This window comes from Burkholderia sp. b14, assembly GCF_900156195.1.
Classification (GTDB): Bacteria; Pseudomonadota; Gammaproteobacteria; order Burkholderiales; family Burkholderiaceae; genus Mycetohabitans.
Genome location: NZ_FTPJ01000003.1, coordinates 2401190 through 2427895, shown reverse-complemented (window position 1 = coordinate 2427895; position 26706 = coordinate 2401190). Strand labels below are relative to the sequence as shown.

Here is a 26706-nt window from a genome sequence, read left to right as displayed (position 1 = left end):
AATCGGGATGTGATAACGAATCAAATGGTAGCACGCACCCTTCGGCATCCCGATACTACGCGCGGATGCCGGAACCCTTCAATCGCCAGTTTGGGGAATTGCTTGTGACTACTTCTGGATCGGCCACTGCCGCGCGCCGCAACGCCCAGACCGCCTCTGCCACCCCCACGCCACCCCCCACGCCACCCCCGCACGGCCGACCCCGACTGCGGTGACGCCGCCGGCGCACGCCGCGGCATCGCCCACGCGCAGTCGCACCCGCGAGGACAAGGACGGGCCGCTGTTCGAGGACATCCGCTTCCTTGGCCGGTTGCTTGGCGACGTGGTCCGCGAGCAAGAGGGAGACGCCGTATTCAACGTAGTCGAGACGATCCGACAATTAGCGGTGAAATTCCGCCGCGAGGACGACATCGACGCAGCCAAGAAGCTAGACAAGATGCTCAAGGGTCTCACACCGGAGCAAACGGTCAGCGTGGTGCGCGCATTCAGCTACTTCTCCCATCTAGCAAACATCGCCGAAGATCGCCACCATAACCGCCGCCGGCGCATCCATGCGCTGGCCGGCTCCGCCCCACAGGCAGGCACCGTCGCATACGCCCTTGCGCGGCTGGCCACAAGCGGCGGTGAATCGCTGTCCGCGCTGAAGACATTCTTCGACACCGGGCTGATCATGCTGGTGCTCACCGCGCATCCCACCGAGGTGCAGCGCAAAAGCATCCTAGACGCGCAGCACGACATCGCACGCTTGCTGGCCGAGCGTGACCAGCCGCTCACCGCGCGTGAGCGCGCGGCCAACGAAGCGCTGCTGCGCGCCCGTGTCACGTCGCTGTGGCAGACCCGCATGCTGCGTGGCTCGCGGCTTACGGTCGCCGACGAGATCGAAAACGCGCTGTCATATTATCGAGCGACCTTCCTGGACGAGATCCCGGCATTGTATGCAGACATCGAACAGGCACTGGCCGAGCACGGCCTGCCCATCCGACTGCCTCCGTTCTTTCAGATGGGCAGTTGGATCGGCGGCGACCGCGACGGCAATCCGAACGTAACGGCGGCCACGCTCGAGCGGGCGATCACGCGCCAGGCGGCGGTGATCTTCCAACACTATTTGGAGCAGGTGCACCGGCTCGGCGCGGAGCTGTCCGTCTCCGAGTTGCTGGCGGGCTCCAGCGACGCGCTGAAGCAACTGGCGGATACCTCACCCGATACTTCGCCGCACCGCGTGGACGAGCCGTATCGGCGCGCGCTGATCGGCATCTATGCGCGGCTGGCCGCCACCGCACGCGCGCTACTCGGCGACGCAGCCGTCTCGATCCGCGGCGAACACCGCGACGCGGTGCCCTACGCGTCGCCCGATGCATTTCGCGCCGATCTGCAGGTGTTGATCGACTCACTGCAGGCGCGCCATGGCGCGTCGCTCGCCGCCCCCCGGCTAGCACCGCTCGCGCGCGCGGTCGAAGTCTTCGGCTTTCATCTTGCGAGCATCGACCTGCGGCAAAGTTCGGATGTCCACGAAGCCGTGCTGACCGAGCTGTTTGCCCGTGCCGGCGTGGTCGACGACTATGCCGCGTTGTCCGAAGACGACAAGCTGGCGCTGCTGCTGGCTGAACTGGCGCAGCCGCGCGCTTTGCGCCTGCCGTACGTAGCGTACTCGCCACTGGTGCACAGCGAGCTTGCCGTGCTGGAAGCCACGCGTGCGATACGGCAGCGCTTTGGCGAGCGGGCCGTGCGCAACTACATCATCTCCCATACCGAGACCGTATCGGACCTGGTTGAAGTGATGCTGCTGCAAAAGGAAACCGGCCTGATGCACGGCAGCCTGCCCGCCGCGGCCCCACAGGGGGGCAACGGCCAGCACGCAACCCATGCTGGGCAGAATGCGCCGCGCGTCAGTTTGATGGTGATTCCCCTGTTCGAAACCATCGCCGACCTGCGTCACGCGCCGCGCATCATGGAAGCGCTGCTGGCGCTGCCAGGCATAGAGTCGATCGTACGCCACCAGGGCGGCGAACAGGAAGTGATGCTCGGCTACTCGGACAGCAACAAGGACGGTGGCTTCCTCACGTCGAACTGGGAACTGTATCGGGCCGAACTGGCGCTGGTCGCGCTGTTCCGTGAGCACGGCGTGAGGCTACGACTGTTTCACGGCCGAGGCGGCACGGTCGGGCGCGGTGGCGGCCCGACCTATCAGGCGATCCTGTCGCAGCCACCGGGCACGGTGGATGGGCAGATCCGGTTGACCGAGCAGGGCGAGGTGATCGCCAGCAAGTTCGGCAATCCGGAAATTGGCCGCCGCAATCTCGAAACCGTGATTGCCGCGACGCTGGAGGCGACGTTGCAGCCACATGCCCAGTCGCCCCGTGCGCTGCCGCAGTTCGAGGCGCTGATGCAGACGCTATCGGACGCGGCGATGTCGGCCTACCGCGCGCTCGTGTACGAAACCCCGGGTTTCACCGACTATTTCTTCGAATCCACGCCAATTGCCGAGATCGCGGAACTCAATATCGGCAGCCGCCCCGCGTCGCGCAAGCTGCACGATCCCAAGCATCGCCGCATCGAGGACCTGCGCGCGATTCCATGGGGCTTCTCGTGGGGTCAATGCCGTCTGCTGCTCACCGGCTGGTACGGCTTTGGCAGCGCAATCAGCACGTACCTGGATGCCGCGCCGGATGCAGTGGACCGGGAAAAGCGCGTGGCGCTGCTGCGCAAAATGGTCAAGACGTGGCCGTTCTTCTCAAACCTGCTCTCCAACATGGACATGGTGCTCGCCAAGTCGGATCTGGCAGTCGCGTCACGCTATGCACAACTGGTGTCGGACAAGAAGCTTCGCAAACAGGTATTCGGTCAGATCGTTGCCGAATGGCATCGCACCGCGGACGCACTCGCACAGATCACCGGCCATTCATCGCGGCTGGCGGACAATCCGCTGCTCGCCCGCTCGATCAAGAACCGCTTCCCGTACCTCGATCCGCTGAACCACTTGCAGGTCGAACTGCTACGCCGGCACCGCGCGGGCACCACGAACGCACGGTTGCGCCGCGGCATTCACTTGACGATCAACGGAATCGCCGCAGGGTTGCGCAACACGGGCTGACGCCGGCAGGCCGGCGCTACGGCGTGAGTCTGTACAATACGCATCTGCGTTATACTAGTACAAGATCGCTTGCTATCCTAGTACCGATGACCTTTCGGATCATGACGACCGCTTTGCCTGCTGCATTAGATGCCGCGCGTCGCGGCACTCGCGAATCCGCTCCGCGCGCCGACGCGTCAGCCGCGCGCTCGCTCGGCGATTTCATCCGCTCACATCGTGAACGGCTCACGCCGGCCGACGTCGGGCTGCCGCGCGGGACGCGGCGCCGCACGCCGGGCTTGCGACGCGAGGAAGTGGCGCAATTGTGCGACGTCAGCGCCACGTGGTACACGTGGATCGAGCAGGGCCGTCCCGTGTCGGCGTCCGCCGACGCGCTGGCGCGGATTGCCGTCGCGTTGCGGCTCTCGCGCGCGGAACGGGCCTATCTGTTCGAGCTTGCCGCGCAGCGCGATCCCGCCGAGCCGGACGCGAGCACGGCCGACGTGCCCGCGGCGCTGCTGGCGAGCGTCGGGCTGATCGCCGCCCCCGCCTACGTGCTGGATCCGCAGTGGAACGCGCTCGCCTGGAACGCGGCAGCGGCGGAATTGTTCATCGGCTGGCTCGACGCGGCCAAGCCGGCCGCGACCGCCGGCGTACTGGTTCCCCAAGACGCGCAAGGCAACGGCACCAACCTGCTGCGTTATACCTTCACATCGCCGGCTGCGCGCACACTGATCGTCGACTGGGAGAGGCGCGCACGCCGGCTCGTCGCCGAATTCCGCGCCGACTCGATCCGACACCTGAACGACGCACCCACGCGCGCGCTACTCGACGCGCTGATTGCGCAATGCGATCCGTTCGCGCGCTTCTGGGCATCGCAGGACGTGTTTGAGCGCGAGGGCGGCCGGCGCGAGTTCAACCATCCGGCGCGCGGGCGCATCGCCTACGATCAGATCACCTTCGTGCCGGCCCAGCGCGACGACATGAAACTCGTGGTGCTGATCGCGCAACACAAGCCGCGCTGCGAAGCCACTGCCGCGGCCGCTGCGCACGACGCCGGTGCCACACTGCCGCGATGCTAGAATGTTTGTCTTTGCCGCACGGCCGTGCGGCAAGCGGCACCCTCCACTATTGCGGCATCCTGTCATGACTTCCCAATTACACAAAAAGGGCGAAGCTTGGTCGGCGCGTTTTTCCGAGCCGATGTCCGAGCTTGTCAAGCGCTATACGTCGTCCGTGTTCTTCGATAAGCGGCTCGCGCTCGTCGACATCGAAGGCTCGCTCGCGCACGCGGCAATGCTCGGCGCGCAACGGATTATCAGCGACGACGACGTCGCGGCAATCCGCAAAGGCATGGAGCAGATCCGCGGCGAGATCGAGCGCGGCGAATTCGAATGGCAATTGGACCTCGAAGACGTCCACCTGAATATTGAGGCCCGGCTGACCGCGCTGATCGGCGACGCGGGCAAGCGGCTGCACACCGGGCGCTCGCGCAACGACCAGGTCGCCACCGACATCCGGCTCTGGCTGCGCGGCGAAATCGACCGGATCAGCGCGCTGCTTAAGGGTTTGCGAAGCGCGCTGCTCGACCTCGCGGAACGGTATGCCGACACGATCCTGCCGGGCTTCACGCACCTGCAAGTCGCGCAACCGGTGACCTTCGGCCACCATCTGCTCGCGTATGTGGAGATGTTTGCGCGCGACACCGAGCGGATGCTCGACTGCCGCAAACGGGTCAACCGGCTACCGTTGGGGGCTGCGGCGCTTGCGGGGACCAGCTATCCGATTGACCGTGAGCAAGTCGCCAGGACGCTCGGTTTCGACGGCGTCTGCGCGAATTCACTCGATGCGGTGTCGGACCGGGACTTCGCGATCGAATTCACGGCGGCCGCGGCGCTGGTCATGACGCACGTGTCGCGGCTGTCCGAGGAGCTGGTGCTGTGGATGAGCCCACAGGTCGGCTTCATCGACCTGGCCGACCGTTTTTGCACCGGCTCGTCGATCATGCCGCAGAAAAAAAACCCCGACGTGCCTGAGCTTGCGCGCGGCAAGACCGGCCGCGTGAACGGGCACCTGATCGCGCTACTCACGCTCATGAAGGGACAGCCGCTCGCGTACAACAAGGACAATCAGGAAGACAAGGAGCCGCTGTTCGATACCGTTGACACGGTGGCCGACACGCTGCGCATCTTCACCGAAATGGTCGCCGGCATCACAGTCAAGCCGGATACGATGCGCGCCGCGGCGCTGCAGGGCTTTTCGACTGCGACCGACCTGGCCGATTACCTCGTCAAGCGTGGCTTGCCGTTTCGCGACGCGCACGAAGCAGTGGCGCATGCGGTACGAGTCTGCGTGGACCGACGCTGTGACCTGGCGGACTTGACGCTTGACCAATTGCGCGCCGAGCTGCCGAAAGTCTCGTCGCTGCTGGGCGACGACGTATTCGACTGTCTGACACTGGAAGGCTCGGTCGCCAGCCGCGATCACGTGGGCGGCACGGCGCCGCAGCAAGTGCGCGCCGCGATCGCGACAGCACGCGCCGCGCTGTCTCGGTAGCGGCGGCGCGCGGCTATTGGCCGACTATCGCACCATCGAACACTGCCCGCCTGTCGCACCGTCAATCACCTACCTTGCCCGCCTATCGCGCCGCCGGACATCTGCTCTGCCATGCCATCGGTGCCACCGGGCACCTACCGTGCCATCGGTGCCGGCCGATGGCCGGCGCGCCGCTCACGGCCGCACGCAATCCACAAAGTATTCGACGTTGCCGCCGACCACGTCGGTGACCAGCCCGTGAATATCGGTATGAAAGCCGGGGAACCGTGCATTGAAGTCACGCGCGAACCTCAGATAGCACACGATGGTCTCGTTGAACCGCTCGCCCGGGATCAGCAGCGGAATACCCGGGGGATACGGCGTGAGCAGAATGCTGGTGACGCGGCCCTCGAGGTCGTCGATCGGCACGCGGTCGATCTCGCGGTGCGCAATCTTCGAAAACGCGTCGGTCGGACGCATTGCCGGTTCCATGTTGGACAGGTACATCTCAGTCGTCAGCCGCGCGATATCATTGTCACGGTACACGCTGTGAATCTGCTCGCACAGGTCGCGCAGCCCGACGCGCTCGTACATGGGATACTGCGCGACGAATTCCGGCAGCACGCGCCATAGCGGCTGGTTTCGATCGTAGTCGTCCTTGAACTGCTGCAACTCGGTGACCATCGAGTTCCAGCGGCCCTTGGTGATGCCGATCGTGAACATGATGAAGAACGAGTACAGTCCGGTCTTCTCGACAATAATGCCGTGCTCGGCCAGGTAACGGGTGACAATCGCCGCCGGAATGCCCGCCTCGCCAAACTCGCCGTCCACGTCCAGCCCGGGCGTGATGATCGTCGCCTTGATCGGGTCCAGCATGTTGAAGCCTTCGGCCAGGTTGCCGAAACCATGCCAGCGGTCGTTCGGCCGCAGCATCCAGTCCTCGCGCGAACCAATACCCTCGGTCACCAGCTGATCGGGTCCCCACACCTTGAAGAACCAATCGTTGCCATATTCGGCATCGACCTTGCGCATCGCACGACGGAAATCAAGCGCCTCGGCAATCGACTCCTCGACGAGCGCGGTGCCGCCGGGCGGCTCCATCATCGCCGCAGCCACATCGCACGACGCAATGATCGCGTATTGCGGGCTGGTCGACGTATGCATCAGGTACGCCTCGTTGAAGCGATGCCGGTCAAAGCGCGGTAGCTGCGAATCCTGTACCAGGATCTGCGATGCCTGCGAGATGCCGGCCAGCAGCTTGTGCGTCGAATGGGTCGCGAACACCAGCGCGTCGGTCCGGCGGGCGTTCTGCCCAATTGCATGCATGTCCTGGTAGAACGGGTGGAACTCGGCGTGCGGCAGCCAGGCCTCGTCAAAATGCAGCGTGTCGATCGTGTCGCCAAGCAGGTCTTTGATCATCTCGACGTTGTAGACGACACCATCGTAGGTACTTTGCGTGATCGTCAGAATCCGCGGCTTGAGCTTCGGGTTTTTCGCGAGCGCCTCGCGCGCGAACGGATTCGCGTCGATCTTGCGGCGAATGTTCTCCGGTTGGAACTCATCGCGCGGGATCGGCCCAATGATGCCGAAATGGTTGCGGGTGGGCGTCAGGAAGACCGGGATTGCGCCGGTCATCGTGATTGCGTGCAGGATCGACTTGTGGCAGTTGCGGTCCACCACGACGATGTCGCCCGGCGCGACGGTGGCGTGCCAGACGATCTTGTTCGACGTGGACGTGCCGTTAGTCACAAAGAACAGGTGATCGGCGCTGAAAATGCGCGCCGCATTGCGCTCGGACGCGGCCACCGGCCCGGTATGGTCCAGCAGTTGCCCAAGTTCGTCCACCGCGTTGCACACGTCCGCGCGCAGCATGTTCTCGCCGAAGAACTGGTGAAACATCTGGCCAAGCGGACTCTTCAAAAACGCGACACCTCCGGAGTGACCCGGGCAATGCCACGAATACGAACCTTCGTCCGCGTATTTGACCAGTTCCTTGAAGAACGGGGGCGCCAGCGAATCCAGGTACACCTTCGCCTCGCGGATGATATGCCGCGCAACGAACTCAGGCGTATCCTCGAACATATGAATGAAGCCGTGCAATTCGCGCAGGATGTCGTTCGGAATATGACGCGACGTGCGCGTCTCGCCGTACAGGAAGATCGGGATATCGGCGTTGCGACGCCGCACCTCGGCGACGAACGAGCGCAGCGCTAGGATCGCGTGGGCGAGATCGGGCACCTGATCGTGCGTCGCGGCAACCTCATCGACCAGCGCGATCTCGTCGTCGTCGATCGACAGGATGAAGCAAGACGCGCGGCTGGACTGCTGCGCGAACGAGGTCAGATCACCGTAGCTCGTCAGGCCGAGCACCTCGACCCCCTCGCGCTCGATCGCCTCGGCAAGCGCGCGGATACCCGAGCCGGAGATGTTCTCCGAGCGAAAATCCTCGTCGATGATGACGACAGGGTAGCGAAACTTCATCGGTGATTCTCCAAAAACAAACCGCTGCACTCTACCGTTCGGGTATGCAGCGGCCGTGATATGCCGGATTGAGCCGCGCTGCGTGGCGCGGCGGCGCGCGACAACTCAGGTCTTGGGCAGCGTGACGCCATGCTGGCCCTGGTACTTGCCGCCACGGTCCGCATAGGATGTCTCGCAGACTTCGTCGCTCTCGAAGAACAGTACCTGCGCCACGCCCTCGTTCGCGTAGATCTTCGCCGGCAGTGGCGTCGTGTTCGAGAACTCCAGTGTCACGTGCCCTTCCCATTCGGGCTCGAACGGCGTGACGTTGACGATGATCCCGCAGCGCGCATACGTGGACTTGCCCAGGCACACGGTCAGCACGTTGCGCGGAATGCGAAAGTACTCGACGGTGCGTGCCAGCGCAAACGAGTTCGGCGGGATGATGCACACGTCGCCCTTGAAGTCGACAAAGGACTTCTCGTCGAAGTTCTTCGGATCGACGATCGTCGAGTTGATGTTAGTGAAGATCTTGAATTCGTCCGCACAGCGGATGTCATAGCCGTAGCTCGACGTGCCGTAGCTGACAATCTTATGACCATCCGGCGCAACGCGCACCTGATCCGGCGCGAATGGCTCGATCATGCTGTACTGCTCGACCATGCGCCGGATCCATTTATCGGATTTGATCGTCATACGTGCAATCGAAAGGCGGCAGGGCCGCGGGTTGAAAACGAGCGAACGGAGCGGGGCGCCGCCGCCTCATCGTAGTGGGGCCATTTCATCGCAGCGTGGCCATTACCTGCGAATGATGCCGCAGCCCAGCGCGGGACCAGCGTCGCGCGGCGGAAACGCATAATAGTCCTGCGCGTCGCGATGCACGATCAGCGCGCGGCCGACCACCGAGCGCACGCCGTCGAGCGATACGTACGGCGACACGATGAACCCGGCCGCCACACCGTTCGCGTCCGCGTGCAGGTTCACCAGGTCGCCTTCGAGCCTAATCCCTTGCTTCAGGCGCTCGGCCCCAGGGCTGAACACCCCGCCTGCAGCACCCGGCGAATGGCAGTCGCCGCGCTCATGGATCTGCAGCGCATGATCACTGTCCGGCGGCAGCCCACTGAGGTTATAGGTCACCTGCACACCATCGGCATGCTCGATCAACGTGACCGTGCCGCGTGCGGCATGGCCAGCCGCCGGCACGATCTGAACGTCGGCACGCTTGTCGTGCCTGCCGAAGATCGACGCACAACCGACCAGCATCACGCTAGTCGCAAGCAGCGTAATCATCGTGCCGACAAGACGCCATCCCAATCGCGGTTCCATTAAGCCTCAGGGTACTGAACAAGCCGCAATGATACCGCGTCTGGCCCATCTAGCGGGGCGGCCGCCATAGAGGATGTCACAGAGCCATGTCAGGTGTTCTGCACGACGATGGTCGGGAACTTCGAACTCATGTCGCGCGACAGCTTCGCAATCCGGAGCGCGACCTGGCGGGCCATGTCGCGATACAGGCCGGCGATGCGTCCATGCGGGTCGGCGACCACCGTCGGACGTCCCGCATCGGCCTGCTCGCGGATGCCGATATCCAGCGGCAGACTGCCCAGGAACGGCACGCTATACTGTGCGCAAAGGCGCTCGCCACCGCCAGCGCCGAAGATCGGCTCGGCGTGGCCACAGTGGGAGCAGATATGGATGCTCATGTTCTCGACGACGCCTAGGATCGGCACGCCGACCTTCTCGAACATTTTCAGACCCTTTCGCGCGTCCAACAGCGCAATGTCCTGCGGCGTCGTGACGATCACCGCACCGGTCACTGGCACCCGCTGCGCGAGCGTGAGTTGGATATCGCCGGTGCCGGGTGGCATGTCGACAATCAGATAGTCCAGGTCGCGCCAATTCGTCTGCCGCAGCAACTGCTCGAGCGCGGACGTGACCATCGGCCCACGCCACACCATCGGATTGTCCTGCTCGACCAGGAAGCCGATCGAGTTAGCCTGTACACCATGGCCTTCGAGCGGAATCATCGTCTTGCCATCCTCGGACGCCGGACGGCCGTTGATGCCAAGCATCGTCGGCTGCGATGGGCCGTAGATGTCCGCGTCCAGCACGCCAACCGACGCGCCTTCGGCAGCCAGCGCAAGCGCGAGATTTGCGGCCGTGGTGCTCTTGCCAACCCCGCCCTTACCAGAGGCGACCGCGACAATATTGCGTACGTTCGGCAACAATTGCACGCCGCGTTGTACCGCGTGCGCCACGATCTGGTGAGATACCGTCACGTGCAGATGCGCCACGCCCTGCACGGCGCGCAGCGCTTGTTCGACACGCGCTTGGATCAGTGCATACTGACTCTTGGCCGGATAGCCCAGCACGACCTCGAGTGATACCGTGTCGCCGTCAATCGCGACGTTGCGCACCCCTTTGCCCGCCGTTATCGGCTCTGCGGTGTTCGGGTCGATCACGCCGTGCAGCACGGCGTCGATCTGGGCCCTGTCGATTGTCATCGTTGCTCCGTTACTTGAAGTGTTCCATCCGATCACCCAACGCCTGCCGCGTGCATCGAACCTTGCGTGCGGGGTCGCGTCGAACCTCATACCAGAAGTTGCAAAAAATTGTTGCGTGGCGTTGCCAAACGGCGCTTCCCGCGGCACGCTCTGCGATCGGCAGCTGTTTCGACATTGTAGTGGCATGAAGCCTGCGATGCTGCGGGCGCGCTCGTCGGAAGATCACGCTTAAATGCCGCACGCAAGCATCGCTCCCGACGGTGTGCCATGCACATCGTTCTACTATCGGCCCAATCAACCTAACCCATGAGGTGTCATATGAACGCGAAACTCACCTTCCGCCTTCCGCTGCAAGTGTCGGTCCTCGCAGTCGCAGGCGCGCTGCTGGCCGGCTGCCAGACGCCGCAAGGCAGCAACGCGGCGGTTGGCACCGGCGTCGGCGCGGCCACCGGCGCCGGACTCGGGGCAATCTTCGGCGGCAGCAACGGGGCGGCGATCGGCGCTGCGGCCGGCGCCGCGGTCGGAGGCATCACCGGGTACAACTGGCAGGCGATCAAGCACAAACTGTCGGGTGTCACCGCGGGCACCGGCACCCAAGTGTCCGAGCAACCGGATGGCTCGCTGAAGCTCAATATCCCAAGCTCGGTCTCGTTCGACACGAATAGCTACGCAATCAAACCTTCGTTCACACTGGTGCTCGACCAGGTGGCGCAGACGCTGACCCAGCATCCCGAGTTGGTGGCACACGTGGTCGGACACACCGACAGCACCGGCCAGCCGCGGTACAATCAAACGCTGTCGCAAGAACGTGCGCAAAGCGTCGCGCAATACCTGGCGCAGCATGGCGTCGCCGCGCAACGGCTGGCCGCCGAAGGCCGCGGACAGACGCAACCGATTGCGGACAATAGCACGGAGGCTGGCCGCGCACAGAACCGGCGCGTGGAGATCTACCTGCGGGCCACCTCACAACCGCGCGGATGATGCGCCCTAATTTTCTGCCACCGTGATGATTGCCGCCGCGACACGCGGCGGCAGACGGATCGTTGTTAAATCTCGAAATTTTTTCGAACTTCGTAGCTGATTCGATGTCTGTTTATATGGTACGTGACGGCGATACCGTTGCGTCACCATTCTCCTCTTGTCGTTGTTGCTCCGGGGCTCGAAGCCCCGGTTTTTTTAGCATTGCACGATGACCGCCTGCGCCCGCCAGTCTGCGGCAAAGCGCGGACAATGTGGGCCCGCGCGTGCTTCGCGCGTCCACTGTCGCGACCGTGTCATCGCAGTCGCGCCTGCTAAAATCGGCGCTCCATCCCGTTTTCGTCGAATCAAACGCTCTATCCGCCATGTCAGCTCCCGTCTCCGCCGGCGCGCCGCGCCGCATGCTCGTCACCTCCGCGCTGCCGTACGCAAACGGCCCGATCCACATTGGCCATCTCGTTGAGTATATCCAGACCGACATCTGGGTGCGCGCGATGCGAATGCACGGTCACGAGGTGTACTATGTCGGCGCGGACGATACCCATGGCACGCCGATCATGCTGCGCGCGCAGTCCGAGGGCATCACGCCGCGGCAGTTGATCGAGCGCGTCTGGCAAGAGCATAAGCGCGATTTCGACCATTTCGGCATCTCGTTCGACAATTATTACTCGACGGACTCGGACGAGAACCGGGCGTTGTCCGAGCGCATTTTCACCGCACTCCACGATGCCGGATTGATCGCGGCGCGCGATATCGAACAAGCGTATGACCCGGTCAAGGAGCTGTTCCTGCCAGACCGCTTCATCAAAGGTGAATGCCCGAAATGCGGCGCGAAGGACCAGTATGGCGACAGTTGCGAGGTGTGTGGATCGACGTACCAGCCAACTGAACTGGTCAAACCGTATTCAGTGTTGTCCGGCGCGACGCCGGTGAAAAAAACATCGACGCACTATTTTTTCAAGCTGTCCGATCCGCGCTGCGAGACCTTCCTGCGCGGCTGGGTCAGCCAGCTCGCGCAGCAGGAAGCCACCAACAAGATGCGCGAGTGGCTCGGCGAGGACGACGACGCGAAGCTCGCCGACTGGGACATCTCGCGCGATGCGCCGTACTTTGGCTTCGAAATCCCGGGCGCGCCCGGCAAGTACTTCTACGTGTGGCTCGATGCACCGGTCGGCTACTATGCAAGCTTCAAGAACCTATGCGAGCGTCGCGGCTTGGATTTCGACGAATGGGTCCGTCCGGATTCGACCACCGAGCAATACCACTTCATTGGCAAGGACATCCTGTATTTCCACACGCTGTTCTGGCCTGCGATGCTGCAATTTTCCGGCTACCGCACGCCGACCAACGTGTTCGCGCATGGCTTCCTGACCGTGGACGGCACGAAAATGTCTAAGTCGCGCGGCACCTTCATCAACGCGAACAGCTACATCACGACCGGTTTGGATCCGCAATGGCTGCGGTACTACCTCGCCGCGAAACTTAACAGCACGATGGAGGACATCGATCTGAACCTCGATGACTTCCAGGCGCGCGTCAACAGCGACCTGATCGGCAAATACGTGAACATCGCGAGCCGCGCCGCCGGTTTCCTGGTCAAGCGGTTCGATGCACGCGTGCAGGACAGCGCGATGAACCATCCGCTGCTGGTCCGGCTGCGCGCCGCGATTCCGACGATCGCGGCGCACTACGAAGGCCGCGAATACAGCCGCGCACTGCGCCAGACCATGGAGTTGGCGGATGCCGTCAACGCGTACGTGGATGCCGCCAAGCCTTGGGAACAGGCCAAGGATCCCGCCAATGCGGTGGCGTTGCACGAGACGTGCAGCGTCAGCCTTGAGGCGTTTCGGTTGCTCACGCTGGCGCTCAAGCCGGTATTGCCGAAGCTCGCCGAATCGGTCGAAACATTCCTGTCGATCGAGCCGCTCACATGGGCCGACGTCACAGTGCCGCTGTCGTCAGCGCGGCCGATCCGGCCGTACCAGCACCTCATGCAGCGCGTGGACCCCAAGCAGATCGACGCGCTGCTTGCCGCCAACCGCCAGTCATTGCAGCCGAACGTGACCACGGCCGCCACCGCGGCGGGCACGGCCAAGTCGTTGGGCGCCAACAACACGTCGGCAAACGGCGAGCGCTTCATCACGATCGACGATTTTGCCAAGATCGACCTGCGCATTGCGCGCATCGTCGATTGCAAGGCGGTGGAAGGGTCCGACAAACTGCTGCAACTGACCCTGGACGTGGGCGAAGCGAGCACGCGCAATGTGTTCTCTGGAATCAAGGCAGCCTACCGCCCCGAGGAACTGATCGGCAAGCTGACCGTGATGGTCGCAAACCTCGCGCCACGCAAGATGAAGTTCGGCGTGTCCGAAGGCATGGTATTGGCCGCGTCGGCGGCGGATGAGAAAAAGGAACCCGGCATCTACGTGCTCGAGCCGCACAGCGGTGCAAAACCTGGCATGCGGGTCAAATAGCGCACTAGCGCGCACTGCGCGCCGCTACTTTTTCCAAAAGCCGTCGAAGCGACGGGTGAACTGCAGGTCCACGCCGTTATAGGTGCCGGCGTAGGACATGATGGCCCAGAACCGCGACAGGTTCACCGTCACCTTGAACGCGTTGTTCGTCGTCTCAATGCCTTGCTCGTAGCCGAGCACGAGCCGCTCGGTGATGGCCTTCGAGAGCGTCACCACTTGCGGATCTGTTAGGCCGACCTCACTTTGGCCGACCGAGACTTCGTCCAGTCCAAAGGTTTGCGCGATCCGCTTGCCGGTCGCGCTGCCCAGCAGCGCGATCGCCGCATTCATCGTGCTCTGCTGCCCAAGGTTCGCGCCGGTATCGGTGCCATGCCCAAGTAGCAGCCATGACAGCTTCTCGTTGTCGTTCACGTTGGGCTCCGACACCAGCTTGACCTTGGACGACTGCACGGTGCCGGTCACCTGTACACCGGCTTCGATCTCCTGGTTGCGCCGCATCGCGAGGATGTTGATGCCCGGGTCGTTGACCGGCCCATTAAACGTGAAATAGCCGTTCTCGATACCCAGCTTGCGGCCAAACGCGGTATAGGTGGACCCTTCCACGACCCGCACGTTGCCCACGGCACGCAACAGCTGGTTCGGTGCGCTGACGAGGTTGATCACACCACGCAGCCCCAAATCGGCGCCAGCGCCGCGAAAGCGAAAATTCTGACCCAAGTCGACGTCAATGTTGGCGCGTGGCGCGAACGGGCCCGCCGGCTTGCCGGCGTCGGCACGCGCCGCAGCGTGCTCGTCCTCGACCGTGCCGTCCGGTCGCACGATCACGACGTCGTCGGACAAACTTGGCGCCGATTGCTCCGGCAAATCGAACAGTGCCTTGTTGACGAAAAACCGGCCATTGATCGCCATCCCGCCCTGCGCGCCGGCATTGGCCACCGTCGCATCACCGGACAACGACAGCTGGCGATACGGCGACGCGAACAGCTCGAGCTGATCGGCCACGATATGCGCGCTCAAATCAGGGTTCTGCTGGTCGAGCATCACGTTACCGGTGGCGCGCAGCGTACCTTGAGCGCCATGGAACTGAACCTGTCGGAATTCGACCTGGTTCTCGGTCAGCACCACGCGCACGATACCGTCCTTGAGCGTGATGCCTTGATCAACAACGGTCGCCGACAAGCCATCGCCGGTCAGCGTACCGGAGACCTTCGGGTGCGATACCTGACCCGCGATCGCCAGCTTCAGTAACATCTGCCCATCGAGCCGGTAGCTTGGTCCGAGCAGCCCGCCGGTGGTACGCAGCGACGGCAGGTCAAACACAACCGTGCCGTCCAGCGGTGCGTCGCCGGCCACCACCGGCACACCGTCCTGCACGGCAACCGGCATGCGCAGCGTCGCGTCCAGCGTGCCAAGTCGCTCGGCCACCGCTTGGATCGTCGCATTCAGGCGGCGGCCCGCTGCAAAGTCGATGCGTGCCATTGCGTCGCTGATGCCCAGCGACGCAATGCCGCGTCCCGCATCAATCGTGACGTCCCCTGAGCGCCGCTTGATCTGCACATAGCCCGCGGCGCGCGGCCCGAACGACACGTCCCACTGCGCATCGAATACCAAATCGGTCCTGAACGATGCCTGCTGGTGCGTGAGTTGCTCGCGAAGCTGCAGCAGGCGCGCCACGTCGACATGCGTCAGCGAGCCGCTCGATTGCAAACGCCCGCCCGCATATTGAAACGACTTCAAGTCCAGCAACGCGCGCTCCACGCTCAAGCGCGTGGCGCCGATCACCCAATGCCCGGCGCTGGCGCTCACGGTCGCCGGCGCGGCCAGCTTGACCTCGGGCAGGCCGCGGTTTTCCAGTTGACTGATCGTGCCATCCCAGCCGATACCGCCCCGCGCGTCGGTTAGCTCGCCGCTTGCCGCCACGTTGAAATCGACCGGCTGTCCACCGACGCTGCCGTTCCCGCTGGCAATCAACGTGTGGTGCGCGCGCACCCCATCCAGCCGTAGCGACAGCGCATTGAACCGCACCTGCGGCGTGGTTACCGCTCGCGCGTCAAGGGTCGCGATCATCGCGCCCTGCGCCCCGTCGCGCAACTCGATACGGCCCGCGGCATGGCCGATCCGGTTGCCGCCCATGACCACGCCGTCTGCCTGATAGCTGGCGACCACATTCGGATGCGCGAGCGAGCCGGTCACATCGCCCTTGGCGTGCGCCGCGCCCGCCATGCCAAAACCAAGCCGCTCTAGCGCCGGGGCATCGACATGGAACAGCAACCGGTCGCCGGCTGCGCCGAAGCTGCCGCGTAATTGGATGTCGTTGCCGGCTACGCTCACGTGCACGTCACTGGACATGATCCGCGTGCCGGCCAGCGCCAGCGTCCCGCCGCCATTCAGCGGCAAGCCGTTGTAGACGCTATCGAGCACCGCAAAGTCGGCCTGGACGGTCAGCGTCGGCGTCAATGCGCCTTTTGCGTTGAGCGTGCCGGTCACGCGCGCATCGAACCGCTGGGCGGCGCGCTTGCCGGCACCCTTGGCGGCGGCCTTGCCCATACCGCTGCCGGCAGCCTTGGGCGCTATGCGGCTGCCGTTGTACGGAACCGGTCCACCCGTGCGGCCTGTCTGCAGGCTGTCACGCGCCAGCAACGCGAACGGATCGAGCGCCGCCAACGTGGCCCTCAATTCGTAGCTGGAGTGCTCATCTCGACGCAGCACACCGGCAAGCTCCGCGTGCCCGTCGCCCGCCGTGAGTCTCACGCGCTCTAGCGCAAGCTGCCTGGGATTGATCGCGACGGCCCCCTGCACACGCAGCTTGGCGTCGGCGTCCGCCAGATCAACCTGCATCTGCTGGCGAGCGGCATCGAGCTCGACGCCGATGGGTCCGGCAAGCCGGGTCGTGCGCAACGTGGCGCTCAACACGCTCAGATCCAGGTCGGACGTGCACAGCTCAACACGGCCACGACCATGCTCCAGCGCGCCCGCTCCGCTCACCGTCGCGCCGCCGAGCAGACGGACCTTCAGCGCGGAGAGGATTTGCCGGCTCGCGTCCACGCGCACGTTGGTACGCGCGTCGATCAGCGGCAGGCGTTGCTGTGCGAGTAGCCCGGGCACCGCATTGACGACGGATACTTCACCGGCGACGACCAGCGGCATGTCGGGGGCAGCGGTGCCGCGCGCCTGAGCACGCGGCGCGGGCTCGACCGGCCGCAAGCGGGCGCGTATCGATAGGTCCGCATGCGGGGCGCCCGGATTGAAGGCTCGGGGATCGAGACGGTCGACGTCGAGCGTGACGACCTTCAACGGCACGTCGGCAAATGGGGTAGCCTCCACGTGCGCGACCCCATTCAACTGCAAGCCGTTCGACTGCATACCGCTCGCCTGCATGTCGGCAACGAGCGCCTGCAGCGAACCGGACACCTGCACACCAAGCCGCATCTCATGCCCGCCGAACTGGCCTGACAGCCCTGTCTCGCCACGCACGGCGAACGGCCGTACGCCGTCTAGCGCCACGTCCGCATGGAGCGGGCCATACGGAGTTTGCAGCCTGTCGAGCACAAGATGATGACGCCGCCCGTCGCTGCTGCCGTGCGCGTGCAATGCCGATAGCTCGATCGTCGATCCCGGCTCGTGGAGGCGGATCGCGGCCACGTCCAGTGAATGGATCTGCACCTGCAGCGGCACGGTCAACCGCTGCGGCAGCGTCGCACGCGTGGCGGGTTGACCAGCCGGGGCGAGCCGAGCCTCGACCGTGCCAATTCTTAGCGATTGGATGGACAATCGCCACGGTAGGTGCGTCACCCTCCACTGTCCGTCGATACGATCGAGCCGGATATCCGTGCCCCCGCGCTGCCACCTGACGTCACGTGCTCGCAGCCCGTGCGCAAGCGTACCCCCGTCGAGTGTCCCGGAGAACGCACCCGCCGTGGCCCGACTCGCGATCTGCCACAGCGCGCGCGTGCCCGGTTCGGTATGCACAGCCACCAGCAACGCGACCACCGCCAGCACGAGACTGAACCCCAGGCCGCTGGCCCAGCGCAGCACGCGCCGGCCGCGGCCACGCCGCCCTGGTGCGCGATCGCCGTGCTGCCCGGCAGCGCCACTGGTGCGCGGCTCGCCGCCGGGGCGGGAGGGTTCACGGTCGGCAGGCTGGTGGTCGTCGTCGCTCATGCGTCAAGAATCGGGTAGTGCCGCAAGGTGAATCAGAACGCGATGCCCAGCGTCAAATAGGGGCGCCAGCTATGGTTGCGCAGGCCATATGCGAGGTCAACATTGATTGGCCCGACGGGGCTGCGCCAGCGTGCGCCGACGCCCACACCCTGGTAAAAAAACTTTTCGGTCCAGTTGTCGGTCGCCGTGCCGATATCCCAGAAGGCCGCCGCGCCCCAGTCGTGGTTGAACCAGTGCTGGTATTCGGCGCCGCCGCTGAGCAGATATTTGGTCGGCAGCACCGAGCCGCCCACATTGTTGCCAATGCTGTCGTAGCCATAGCCGCGTATCGTCTCCGTGCCGCCGGCGCGAAACAGCAACGATGCCGGTATGCCGCGCGAGCCGCCGGTCGTGAATACGCCACCGGCTTGCAGCCGCAGCAGCACGATGTCGCGTCGACCAATCGGCACGTACTGCCGTGCGTTCGCGTAGGCCCGCCCGAACGTCTGATCCGTCATCACGCCCTTGATCGCCAAACCGGCCTCTAGGCGCAGCAGGTTGCCCGCTCGCGGAAACACCGGATCGTCGACGTTACGCCGGGTCCACAACCACGCCGGCACGAGCGCGCGGCTCACGGTGGGCCCGGCGCTGTTCTGGTCCAGACGATCCAGGTAGAACAGCACCTGGTAGTTGTAGTCGATATTTTGCGACGTGCGCGTGCGCTGCGCGCCGACCCGCGCGCTATGGATATCGGTGCCCGACACGTCGGTGCGCGTGTACGAGCCGAGCAGCGTGTTGGTCCACGCGCGCGGTCCCGGCGGCATCGACAGCTGCACCTGGCCGTACTGCTGCGTCTGGTCCAACCGGCCCGAGAAGCTGAAGGGCCAGGCAGCGCCGAACATGTCCAGGTACGAGTATGCCCCCTGGATGTGTCCGCCGGTATCGGACGAATAGCCAATGCCAGTACGCACCGCGTTGTACTGGTATTCACTGACCTTAACGTGCACGGGCGTGTTCTGCGGTTGGCGGACGTCGTCATCGACTGAAATGCCAACGCTGGCATAGTACGGCGTGTTCTGCACCTGCCGCTGCAGTTCGGCGATGCGCTCGGCGCTGTAGATTTCGCCCGGACCCAGCGGGTTGACGTTCGTGATAATCGATTGCGGATAGCGCCGCGTGCCGGACACATCCAGCGGCCCAATGGTGAACGTCGGCCCGCTCTCATATGTGATGCTCAAGCGTGCCTCATGGGTACGAGGATTGATCCGCGCTTGCGAATGCGCAATTGTCGCGCCCAGGTAGCGGTGCGATTGCAGCATCTTAAGCGAGGCCTTCTTGGCCTCGTCCCACGCCGTCTGCGTAAACGGCTCACCGCTTGTCAGCCCGAATGCGCTGCGTACCGCCTTTTCCTTTTCGGGCGCCTCGGTCAGCATCGGCCCAGTGAACGACAACTCGACCGCCGACACGTGCGTGCGCGGGCCCGGCTCCACATGCACGGTCACCGCGCGACGCTTATCGGCGCGCACGTCGGTGCGCACCACCGGCTCGAAATACCCTTCAGTGGACAGTAGGTCGCGCACTTGCTGCGGTACCGCCGTCACGAGAAACTCAAATTGCTCGTCCAAGATGTCATTTCGCTTAGCGAAACGCGACACATCCAGGTGAGCCCGCAGCAGCTTACGCAGTGCATAGGACGGCGCGTCAATATCCACGTCGTACTTGGCCAGGGCGGCGCCAGGCGTCATCAGTGGCATGACCATTATGGCGCATTGCAGCGCCCAGCGCACCGCGTGCACTCGCGTGTATATTGCTCGCGCGCGCCAGGCAACGCCGCAAGGCAGCCCAGGAGAACTACGTGACAAATCGAACTCCGTCGATGAACATGGCGGTCAACGTCGCAGCGTCGGTGGCGCGAAGTGGCAAACCTATATTGGAACATATCACACGCGCCAGGCACTCAGGCATGAATGACGCAATGCGCTGGCGCGGGCGGGCCGGGTTGCGCCATTGGAGAGGCGGCCCGCCCCCTTTGTTCCGAGTCCGGAAGCTTGCGGTAAAATCTGGAATCGGATTTTTTGGTTTGCGGAGTATTGTCATGTATCAATCAGACATCAGCCAATTCCTGGCCCAGCTCAAGCAGCAACATCCGGAACTCGAGGAACAGCAACGCAACGGCCGCGCACTGCTGTGGGACAAAGCGCCGATCGATCTGGACGAGCGCACGCGCCATCAACAGGCACGCGTGCCGCAGACACCCTACGTGTACTACCAGAATTTCTGACGTGAGCGCCGTTCCGGCACCGGACGACCCGGGCCAGCAGGCATCCGAGGTCGCGCTGTACACGCCGGCCACCGACTCGACGCCGGGCACGCTCGACGGCGTCGCGTTCGCTCGCCTATACGGTGAGCCGCTGTTCAAGGTGCCGCAAGACCTGTACATCCCGCCGGACGCGCTCGAAGTCTTTCTGGAAGCATTTGAGGGTCCGCTCGATCTGCTGCTCTACTTGATCCGCAAACAGAATTTCAACGTGCTCGACATTCCGATGGCGGACGTCACCGCGCAATACTTGGGCTACGTCGACCAGATCCGCGCGACGAACCTGGAGTTGGCGGCCGAATACTTGCTAATGGCGGCCATGCTGATCGAAATCAAGTCACGCATGTTGCTGCCGGTGAAACAGGCCGACACCGGCGAGGATGTCGAGGACCCGCGTGCCGAATTAGTACGCCGACTGCTCGAGTACGAGCAAATGAAGCTTGCCGCGCAACAGTTGGACCGCCTGCCGCAGCACGGGCGTGACTTCCTGCGCGCGCAGGTATATATCGAGCAAAACCTGGCGCCACGCTGGCCGGACGTCAACGCGGACGACCTGCGCGGCGCATGGGCCGACGTGCTCAAGCGCGCCAAGCTCGTGCAGCATCACAAGATCACCCGCGAGGAACTGTCGGTGCGCGAGCACATGAGCCAGATCCTGCGCAAGCTACAGCACGCGCGTTTCATGGAATTCACCGAATTGTTCGATGTATCGCGTGGCGTGCCCGTGGTGGTCGTCAACTTCATTGCGATGCTGGAGCTCTCCCGCGAATCGTTGCTCGAGATCACGCAGGCCGAGCCGTTCGCACCGATCTACGTCCGGCTGGCGTACTCACCGACCTAAGGATCCGCTCAGCGATCCTTTTCCGCTTACATGAAAGTCATTAGCTCGATCAACGAATTGCGCGACCAGCTGCGCGGGCAGAACCGCGTCGCGTTCGTGCCTACGATGGGCAACTTGCACGAAGGACACCTATCGTTGATGCGCCTAGCGCGCCAGCACGGCGACCCAGTGGTCGCCAGCATCTTCGTGAACCGGCTGCAATTCGGGCCGAGCGAGGATTTCGACAAGTATCCGCGCACGCTCGAGACCGACATCAACAAACTGCAGCGGGAAAACGTCTACGTGCTGTTCGCGCCGACCGAGCAGGACATGTACCCGCGTGCGCAGGAATATCGCGTGCACCCGCCGCACGATCTGGGCGACATTCTCGAGGGCGAGTTCCGGCCAGGGTTCTTTCACGGCGTCTGCACGGTCGTGATGAAACTGATGTCGTGCGTGCAGCCGCGTGTCGCGGTGTTCGGCAAGAAAGACTACCAGCAGTTGATGATCGTGCGACAGATGTGTGAGCAATTCGCGCTGCCCATTGAAGTGGTCGCCGCCGAGACGGTGCGCGACACGGACGGGCTCGCGCTGTCGTCACGCAATGTGTATCTGACGCCATCGGAGCGTGCCGAGGCGCCAACCCTGTATCGTACACTGCAGCAGGTGCGCGAGAGCGTGCTCGCGGGTCACCGCGATTTCGCCAAGATTGAGCTAGCCGCGTTCGAGACGTTAATCGAGCGCGGCTGGAAACCCGACTATATTGCGATTCGCAAGCGCGCCAATCTGCGCTCGCCGCAACCGCACGAAGGGCATGAACCACTGGTCGTACTCGCCGCCGCGCAGCTTGGCGCGACCCGGCTCATTGATAACCTGGAGATTTGACCGCCCACGCCGACTCGCTGGCCCCTTTGCTCGCGCGCCGTGCCCTAACCGCAACGCACGACGCGGTGCACACCGCAGTACCGGAGACCCCATTACTGGAGCCCCCCATGCAACGTACGATGCTCAAATCGAAGATTCACCGCGCCACCGTCACGCACTGTGAATTGCACTATGAAGGTTCCTGCGCCATCGACGAAAATCTGCTCGAGGCCGCCAACATCGCGGAAAACGAGCAGATCGACATCTGGAACATCAATAACGGCGAGCGCTTGACCACCTACGCGATCCGCGGCGAACGGGGCAGCGGCATGATCTCGCTGAACGGGTCCGCCGCGCGCCGCGCGCAGGTGGGCGACCTCATTATCATCGCCGCGTTCGCGCTGGTCGACGACGCCGACGTGCGTCATGGCTTCAAGCCGAACCTGGTGTTCTGCGACGAACGCAATACGATCAAGGGCGCCCGGGACCACGTACCGACGCAGAACTGGGACGCGCGCTGAGCGATGCGGCCGGGCGTCCCGCGCCCTCCCTGCAGCTCATTGCTCGGCCCACGCGACGACCGACTGCCACTGCTCCAGGTCCTTGTCGACCCGACTTGACGCCACATCCCATAGCGTCAGGCCATGCGCGGCCAGTTGCACATAGTTTTGCGTATCGCGCAGGTAGCCAAGCACTGGCAGGCCGAGCCCGTCGACGAATCGATGCAACTGCTCCGCCGAACGGGTGCGAGCGTCCACGCGCATGCCGACCACACCGATCTGGATGCCGCCCTTGCGCCCGCCCTTCTCCTGCGCTAGCCGCTGCAGGAAGTGCTGCGTGGCGAGAATGTCGAACATCGACGGTTGCAGCGGCACCAGCACCTTGTCGGCGACGGACAGTGCCAGGTTCAGGCGTGGGCCGTGCAAGCCGGCCGGCGTATCGACGATCGCATGCTCGAATCCCTTTGGCGGCCGGGCACTGCGCTCCCCGCTCATGTCCCACGGCTCGATCCTAGGCAGCGTGTCGGGCCGCAGGTCCAGCCATGATCGCGATGACTGCTGCTTGTCCAGGTCGGCGAGCGCCACCCACTCGCCGCGCCATGCAAAATAGCCCGCTAGATTCGTCGACAGCGTGCTCTTACCCACACCGCCTTTGGGATTAGCGACAACGATGACCGTCATGAATTCCCCCAGGATCAATGGCTTGACATAGCCTTAGGCTTATCCAATTACTCAGCCGAATCCAGGTATTATCAAAGAACTTGACCCATTCGGCACTTCTTTCCGGATCTTTAATGAGTTCATTGCGCCCGGACGTTTCTATCGAATCGCTGGCGGCGCGCCAGCAAGGCCGGCTCCCCGAGTTGCTCGGCGTGCGTGTGCGCGAGTTGCAGCAGGGCCGCTTGGTCGCCGAGTTGACAGTGCGCGCGGAACTGCTCGCGCCAAACGGGTATTGGCATGCTGCCACGGTCGTCGGGCTGGCGGACACCGCATGCGGCTATGCGTGCGTTGCGCACCTGCCGGAATTCCAATCACGGTGAAGGCATGACCGCCCACCAGTCTCCTGTCGTGCGGCCCCAGCGCCGCACACGGCGCGCAAGCGGCGTGTTGGTCAGTCTGCTGCTCGCGCTGTCGGGCGCCGGCACACCCGTATCTTGCGCGGCCGCACCAGTGCAAGTGCTGGACGACAGCGGTGCGCGCGTGACATTGAATGCGCCGGCACGGCGCGTCGTGAGCCTAGCGCCCAGCATCACGGAACTGATTTACGCAGCCGGCGGCGGCAGCCGGCTGGTCGGCACAGTCAGCTTCAGCGATTACCCGAGCGCCGCTCGCGACGTGCCGGTCATCGGCAGCAACACGACACTGGACCTCGAACGGATTGCGGCCACGCACCCGGATTTGATTGTCGTCTGGTGGCACGGCAATCCACAGCGCCAGGTCGAACGGTTGAAGTCACTACACGTACCGCTGTTCTACAGTGAACCGCATCGGCTAGCCGACATCAGCTCGACGCTGATCCGCTTGGGTACGCTGCTTGGCACCGAACCGCAGGCGCGCGAGGCCGCCCGGGCATTCGATGCGCGTATTGCCGCGCTGCAACAATGCTACGCGAGCCGGCCACCCGTTTCAGTTTTTTTCCAGGTATGGGATGACCCGCTAATGACACTGAACGGTACGCATATCATCAGCGACGTGCTCTCCGTCTGCGGCGGACGTAATCTGTTCGGCTCGCTAAGCGAACGGGTGCCGACGGTGTCAACCGAAGCGGTCATCGCAGTCGATCCTGACGCGATCATTGCCACGCGGCCGGAACCTGCACGGGTGCACCGGGTCGCGCAGTCCACGGATCCAAGCGGCGACGACTCGGCGCTGCGCCGATGGCAGCGCTGGCCGGGCATGCGCGCGGTCGCGCGCGACAACCTGTTCACCGTCGACGCGGACTTGATCAGCCGTCCCGGCCCGCGGTTGGCCGACGCCACAGCGTTATTGTGCCAGGCGTTAGAACAAGCCCGCCAGCGCGCCCCGGCACGAAACCCTGACGGCTTACTTCGTCCCTAACGGTGCCAGCAGCCCAACGTCCAACGCGAAGCGAGACGGGCACCCGACGGTGCAACGCCGCGCTCCGTCACGCGGATCACCGGCGAGCGGCTCGATTGCCGCGGGCGCATCACCAGAGATCATCGCCATCTCGCCCACTTAAAACAGGTGCATCGCCCCGCGCCGGCGCCAGCGCGGGTATCAGCGCCTCGTTCGCGCCGTCGCGCAACAGCACCAGCGGATAGCCAAACGCGTGACTGGCAAGGACTGGTGTCAGCACGTCACGCACGGGCCCAGCCCACGCGCGCCCACGCCCGTCGATTAACAACGCGTGCGTTGCAAACCGCCTTGCCAGCGTAAGATCGTGGCACGAGAACACCACTGTGCGGGGCGCTGCACCGACCCATTTCGCCAGCAATGTCACCGCATCGATCTGGTGGTGCAAATCCAGGTGCGCCAACGGCTCGTCCAGCAACAGCAGCGGCACGTCCTGGCAGAGGGCAGCGGCAAGGGCCACACGTTGCCGCTCGCCGCCGGACAGCGACAGCACGTCGCGCGCGGCAAACCCGGCTAGGCCGACCGCCGCCAGCGCCTCATATGCCGCGGCGCGATCCACGTCGCGCTCCCAGCCCCAACCCGACAGGTGGGGATAGCGTGCCAGCAGGACGGTATCGAGGGCCGTTGCGCTGAACGCATCGTGAAGCTGCTGGGTCATCCATGCCCGATGCCGCGCGAGCCGATGGACCGGCCACCGGGTGAGTGGCACGCCATCGAATACGACGCTGCCGCGCGTGGGTGCACGCAATCCGGCAAGGGTCATCAATAAGGTCGACTTGCCAGCGCCGTTCGGTCCGGCGAGGCACCACAGCTCGCCGGGCTCAAAGCGCTGCGACAGCGCATCAAGCAGCGTGCGGCCGCCCACCTGCAGCGTCAGTGCCTGTACGCTCAGCGGCGCCGGCCCCGGCCCACCCGCCCGATTCATCGCCTGCACCCCAACAGCATCCAGAGGAACAGCGGCACGCCGACCAACGCGGTCACCACGCCCACCGGCAATTGCGTCGGCGCGAAGGCACTGCGCGCGACCAGGTCCGCGCCCATCACGGCCGCGCCGCCGCCGAGCATCGACGCGGGCACCAGCATACGCTGGTCGTTGCCCCACGTCAGCCGCACCAAGTGCGGCACCACCAGACCGACAAAGCCGAGCGTGCCGGCCGTAGTGACAGCCGCCGCAGCAGCCAACGACGCCATCACATAAACGCGCGCGCGCAACGCGACGACCGGCACGCCCAGCGCCTGCGCAAACTGATCGCCGCGGGCCAGCGCATTGAGTTGGCGCGTGGCCGGCACGCACAAGGCGACCAGCATCACCAGCACGGCCAGCGCGAACCACGGCATGCCGGCGCCGTTCAAATCGCCTTGCAGCCAGAACACGATGCCGCGCAACGTGCGTTCGGGGCTAAACGTCATCATTAACGCGGTGGCCGCACTGAAGCCCGCGGCCACGACAACGCCGGTCAGCAGCAGCCGCGGCGATGCGTCGCGCGGCTCACCCAGCCACAATGTGCGGCGTGCAAGGCCGAACACGATGCCCATCGACACCAGCGAGCCGGCGAACGCGGCCACCTGCGTGCCCCACCATGGCACGCCCAGCAACATCGCAGCCACCGCGAATGCCGCCGCGCCGCCCGATACGCCGAGCACGTACGGATCGGCGAGCGGATTGCGCAACAGCACTTGCAGCAACGCGCCGGCCAGCGACAACAGCGCGCCGCAGGCAAAGCCCGCGAGCGAGCGCGGCAGCCGCAGCGCGCGCACGATATCCGCGTCAAAGCCGGGGCTGCCGGCCAACGCGGCGAGCACGCGCGCTGGCGCGATCCGCACGCTGCCCGTAGCAAGCGAGATCACCAGCAGCAAGCCGGCGGCGACGGCCAGTGCGAGCCAGATCGCCGCCGCACGGCGCGGCGACATCGGGCGGGCGCTGCCGCTAGACCCTGCGCCCATGATTCG

At 64.4% G+C, this 26706-nt stretch carries 19 protein-coding genes and 1 pseudogene; 11 read left to right on the top strand and 9 right to left on the bottom strand.

Annotated elements, in window-relative coordinates; genetic code table 11:
* Positions 1 to 211 precede the first annotated feature (211 nt).
* The 3 genes from ppc to argH all read left to right on the top strand — a co-directional run bounded on the left by ppc (position 212) and on the right by argH (position 5626).
* Entirely contained in the window at positions 212 to 3091 is a 2880-nt protein-coding gene (gene ppc, locus B0B13_RS15635) for a phosphoenolpyruvate carboxylase (RefSeq protein WP_076797030.1), read from the top strand.
* A gap of 101 nt (positions 3092 to 3192) precedes the next feature.
* Complete coding sequence (locus tag B0B13_RS15630) at positions 3193 to 4152, top strand: helix-turn-helix transcriptional regulator (RefSeq protein ID WP_076797378.1); 960 nt, start codon at positions 3193 to 3195, stop codon at positions 4150 to 4152.
* Between the two features lie 64 nt (positions 4153 to 4216).
* Complete coding sequence (gene argH / locus B0B13_RS15625; RefSeq protein WP_076797377.1) at positions 4217 to 5626, top strand: argininosuccinate lyase; 1410 nt, start codon at positions 4217 to 4219, stop codon at positions 5624 to 5626.
* A 174-nt stretch (positions 5627 to 5800) separates the two neighbouring features.
* On the opposite strand, the gene B0B13_RS15620 is transcribed toward argH, so the two are convergent.
* The 4 genes from B0B13_RS15620 to apbC all read right to left on the bottom strand — a co-directional run bounded on the left by B0B13_RS15620 (position 5801) and on the right by apbC (position 10569).
* On the bottom strand, positions 5801 to 8086 hold the full coding sequence (locus B0B13_RS15620; protein WP_076797029.1) for an arginine/lysine/ornithine decarboxylase: 2286 nt from the start codon (positions 8084 to 8086) through the stop codon (positions 5801 to 5803).
* Between the two features lie 105 nt (positions 8087 to 8191).
* Positions 8192 to 8761, bottom strand: coding sequence for a dCTP deaminase (gene dcd / locus B0B13_RS15615; RefSeq protein WP_076785329.1), 570 nt, complete (start codon positions 8759 to 8761; stop codon positions 8192 to 8194).
* 102 nt (positions 8762 to 8863) lie between these two features.
* Complete coding sequence (locus B0B13_RS15610) at positions 8864 to 9391, bottom strand: superoxide dismutase family protein (RefSeq protein WP_076785330.1); 528 nt, start codon at positions 9389 to 9391, stop codon at positions 8864 to 8866.
* A gap of 89 nt (positions 9392 to 9480) precedes the next feature.
* Positions 9481 to 10569, bottom strand: a complete 1089-nt coding sequence (gene apbC, locus B0B13_RS15605) for an iron-sulfur cluster carrier protein ApbC (RefSeq protein ID WP_076785331.1) — start codon at positions 10567 to 10569, stop codon at positions 9481 to 9483.
* A 318-nt stretch (positions 10570 to 10887) separates the two neighbouring features.
* Between apbC and B0B13_RS15600 the strand changes: the two genes are divergently transcribed.
* Together B0B13_RS15600 and metG are read left to right on the top strand one after the other, a co-directional pair.
* Positions 10888 to 11550, top strand: a complete 663-nt coding sequence (locus tag B0B13_RS15600; protein WP_076785332.1) for a YiaD family glycine zipper/OmpA-like lipoprotein — start codon at positions 10888 to 10890, stop codon at positions 11548 to 11550.
* A gap of 362 nt (positions 11551 to 11912) precedes the next feature.
* Positions 11913 to 14021: a methionine--tRNA ligase gene (gene metG, locus B0B13_RS15595; protein ID WP_076797376.1), complete on the top strand. Its 2109-nt coding sequence runs from the start codon at positions 11913 to 11915 to the stop codon at positions 14019 to 14021.
* Between the two features lie 24 nt (positions 14022 to 14045).
* On the opposite strand, the gene B0B13_RS15590 is transcribed toward metG, so the two are convergent.
* Together B0B13_RS15590 and B0B13_RS15585 are read right to left on the bottom strand one after the other, a co-directional pair.
* Positions 14046 to 18182, bottom strand: a complete 4137-nt coding sequence (locus tag B0B13_RS15590) for a translocation/assembly module TamB domain-containing protein (RefSeq protein WP_076797028.1) — start codon at positions 18180 to 18182, stop codon at positions 14046 to 14048.
* 32 nt (positions 18183 to 18214) lie between these two features.
* On the bottom strand, positions 18215 to 19921 hold the full coding sequence (locus B0B13_RS15585; RefSeq protein WP_237573809.1) for an autotransporter assembly complex protein TamA: 1707 nt from the start codon (positions 19919 to 19921) through the stop codon (positions 18215 to 18217).
* Between the two features lie 335 nt (positions 19922 to 20256).
* Here B0B13_RS15585 and B0B13_RS15580 point away from each other — a divergent pair, with 335 nt between their 5' ends.
* From B0B13_RS15580 to panD, 4 genes are all read left to right on the top strand, one after another.
* Positions 20257 to 20442 (top strand): DUF3460 family protein, encoded by a 186-nt coding sequence (locus B0B13_RS15580; RefSeq protein ID WP_076797026.1) that lies wholly within the window; start codon positions 20257 to 20259, stop codon positions 20440 to 20442.
* 55 nt (positions 20443 to 20497) lie between these two features.
* Positions 20498 to 21319, top strand: coding sequence for a segregation and condensation protein A (locus B0B13_RS15575; RefSeq protein ID WP_139337140.1), 822 nt, complete (start codon positions 20498 to 20500; stop codon positions 21317 to 21319).
* 30 nt (positions 21320 to 21349) lie between these two features.
* Entirely contained in the window at positions 21350 to 22183 is an 834-nt protein-coding gene (gene panC, locus B0B13_RS15570) for a pantoate--beta-alanine ligase (RefSeq protein ID WP_076797025.1), read from the top strand.
* A 107-nt stretch (positions 22184 to 22290) separates the two neighbouring features.
* Positions 22291 to 22683, top strand: coding sequence for an aspartate 1-decarboxylase (gene panD, locus B0B13_RS15565; protein WP_076797024.1), 393 nt, complete (start codon positions 22291 to 22293; stop codon positions 22681 to 22683).
* A gap of 36 nt (positions 22684 to 22719) precedes the next feature.
* On the opposite strand, the gene B0B13_RS15560 is transcribed toward panD, so the two are convergent.
* Positions 22720 to 23343: a ParA family protein gene (locus tag B0B13_RS15560; protein WP_076797023.1), complete on the bottom strand. Its 624-nt coding sequence runs from the start codon at positions 23341 to 23343 to the stop codon at positions 22720 to 22722.
* Between the two features lie 113 nt (positions 23344 to 23456).
* On the opposite strand from B0B13_RS15560, the pseudogene B0B13_RS15555 reads away from it, so the two are divergent.
* Positions 23457 to 23687: pseudogene (locus B0B13_RS15555) on the top strand (PaaI family thioesterase); the annotation flags it as partial.
* A 19-nt stretch (positions 23688 to 23706) separates the two neighbouring features.
* A complete protein-coding gene (locus B0B13_RS15550) occupies positions 23707 to 24720 on the top strand; it encodes a cobalamin-binding protein (RefSeq protein WP_083703761.1) in 1014 nt (337 codons plus the stop codon).
* A 109-nt stretch (positions 24721 to 24829) separates the two neighbouring features.
* On the opposite strand, the gene B0B13_RS15545 is transcribed toward B0B13_RS15550, so the two are convergent.
* Positions 24830 to 25681: an ABC transporter ATP-binding protein gene (locus tag B0B13_RS15545; RefSeq protein WP_076797022.1), complete on the bottom strand. Its 852-nt coding sequence runs from the start codon at positions 25679 to 25681 to the stop codon at positions 24830 to 24832.
* Entirely contained in the window at positions 25678 to 26700 is a 1023-nt protein-coding gene (locus B0B13_RS15540; RefSeq protein ID WP_237573807.1) for a FecCD family ABC transporter permease, read from the bottom strand. The genes B0B13_RS15545 and B0B13_RS15540 overlap by 4 nt, the downstream gene beginning before the upstream one ends.
* Positions 26701 to 26706 lie beyond the last annotated feature (6 nt).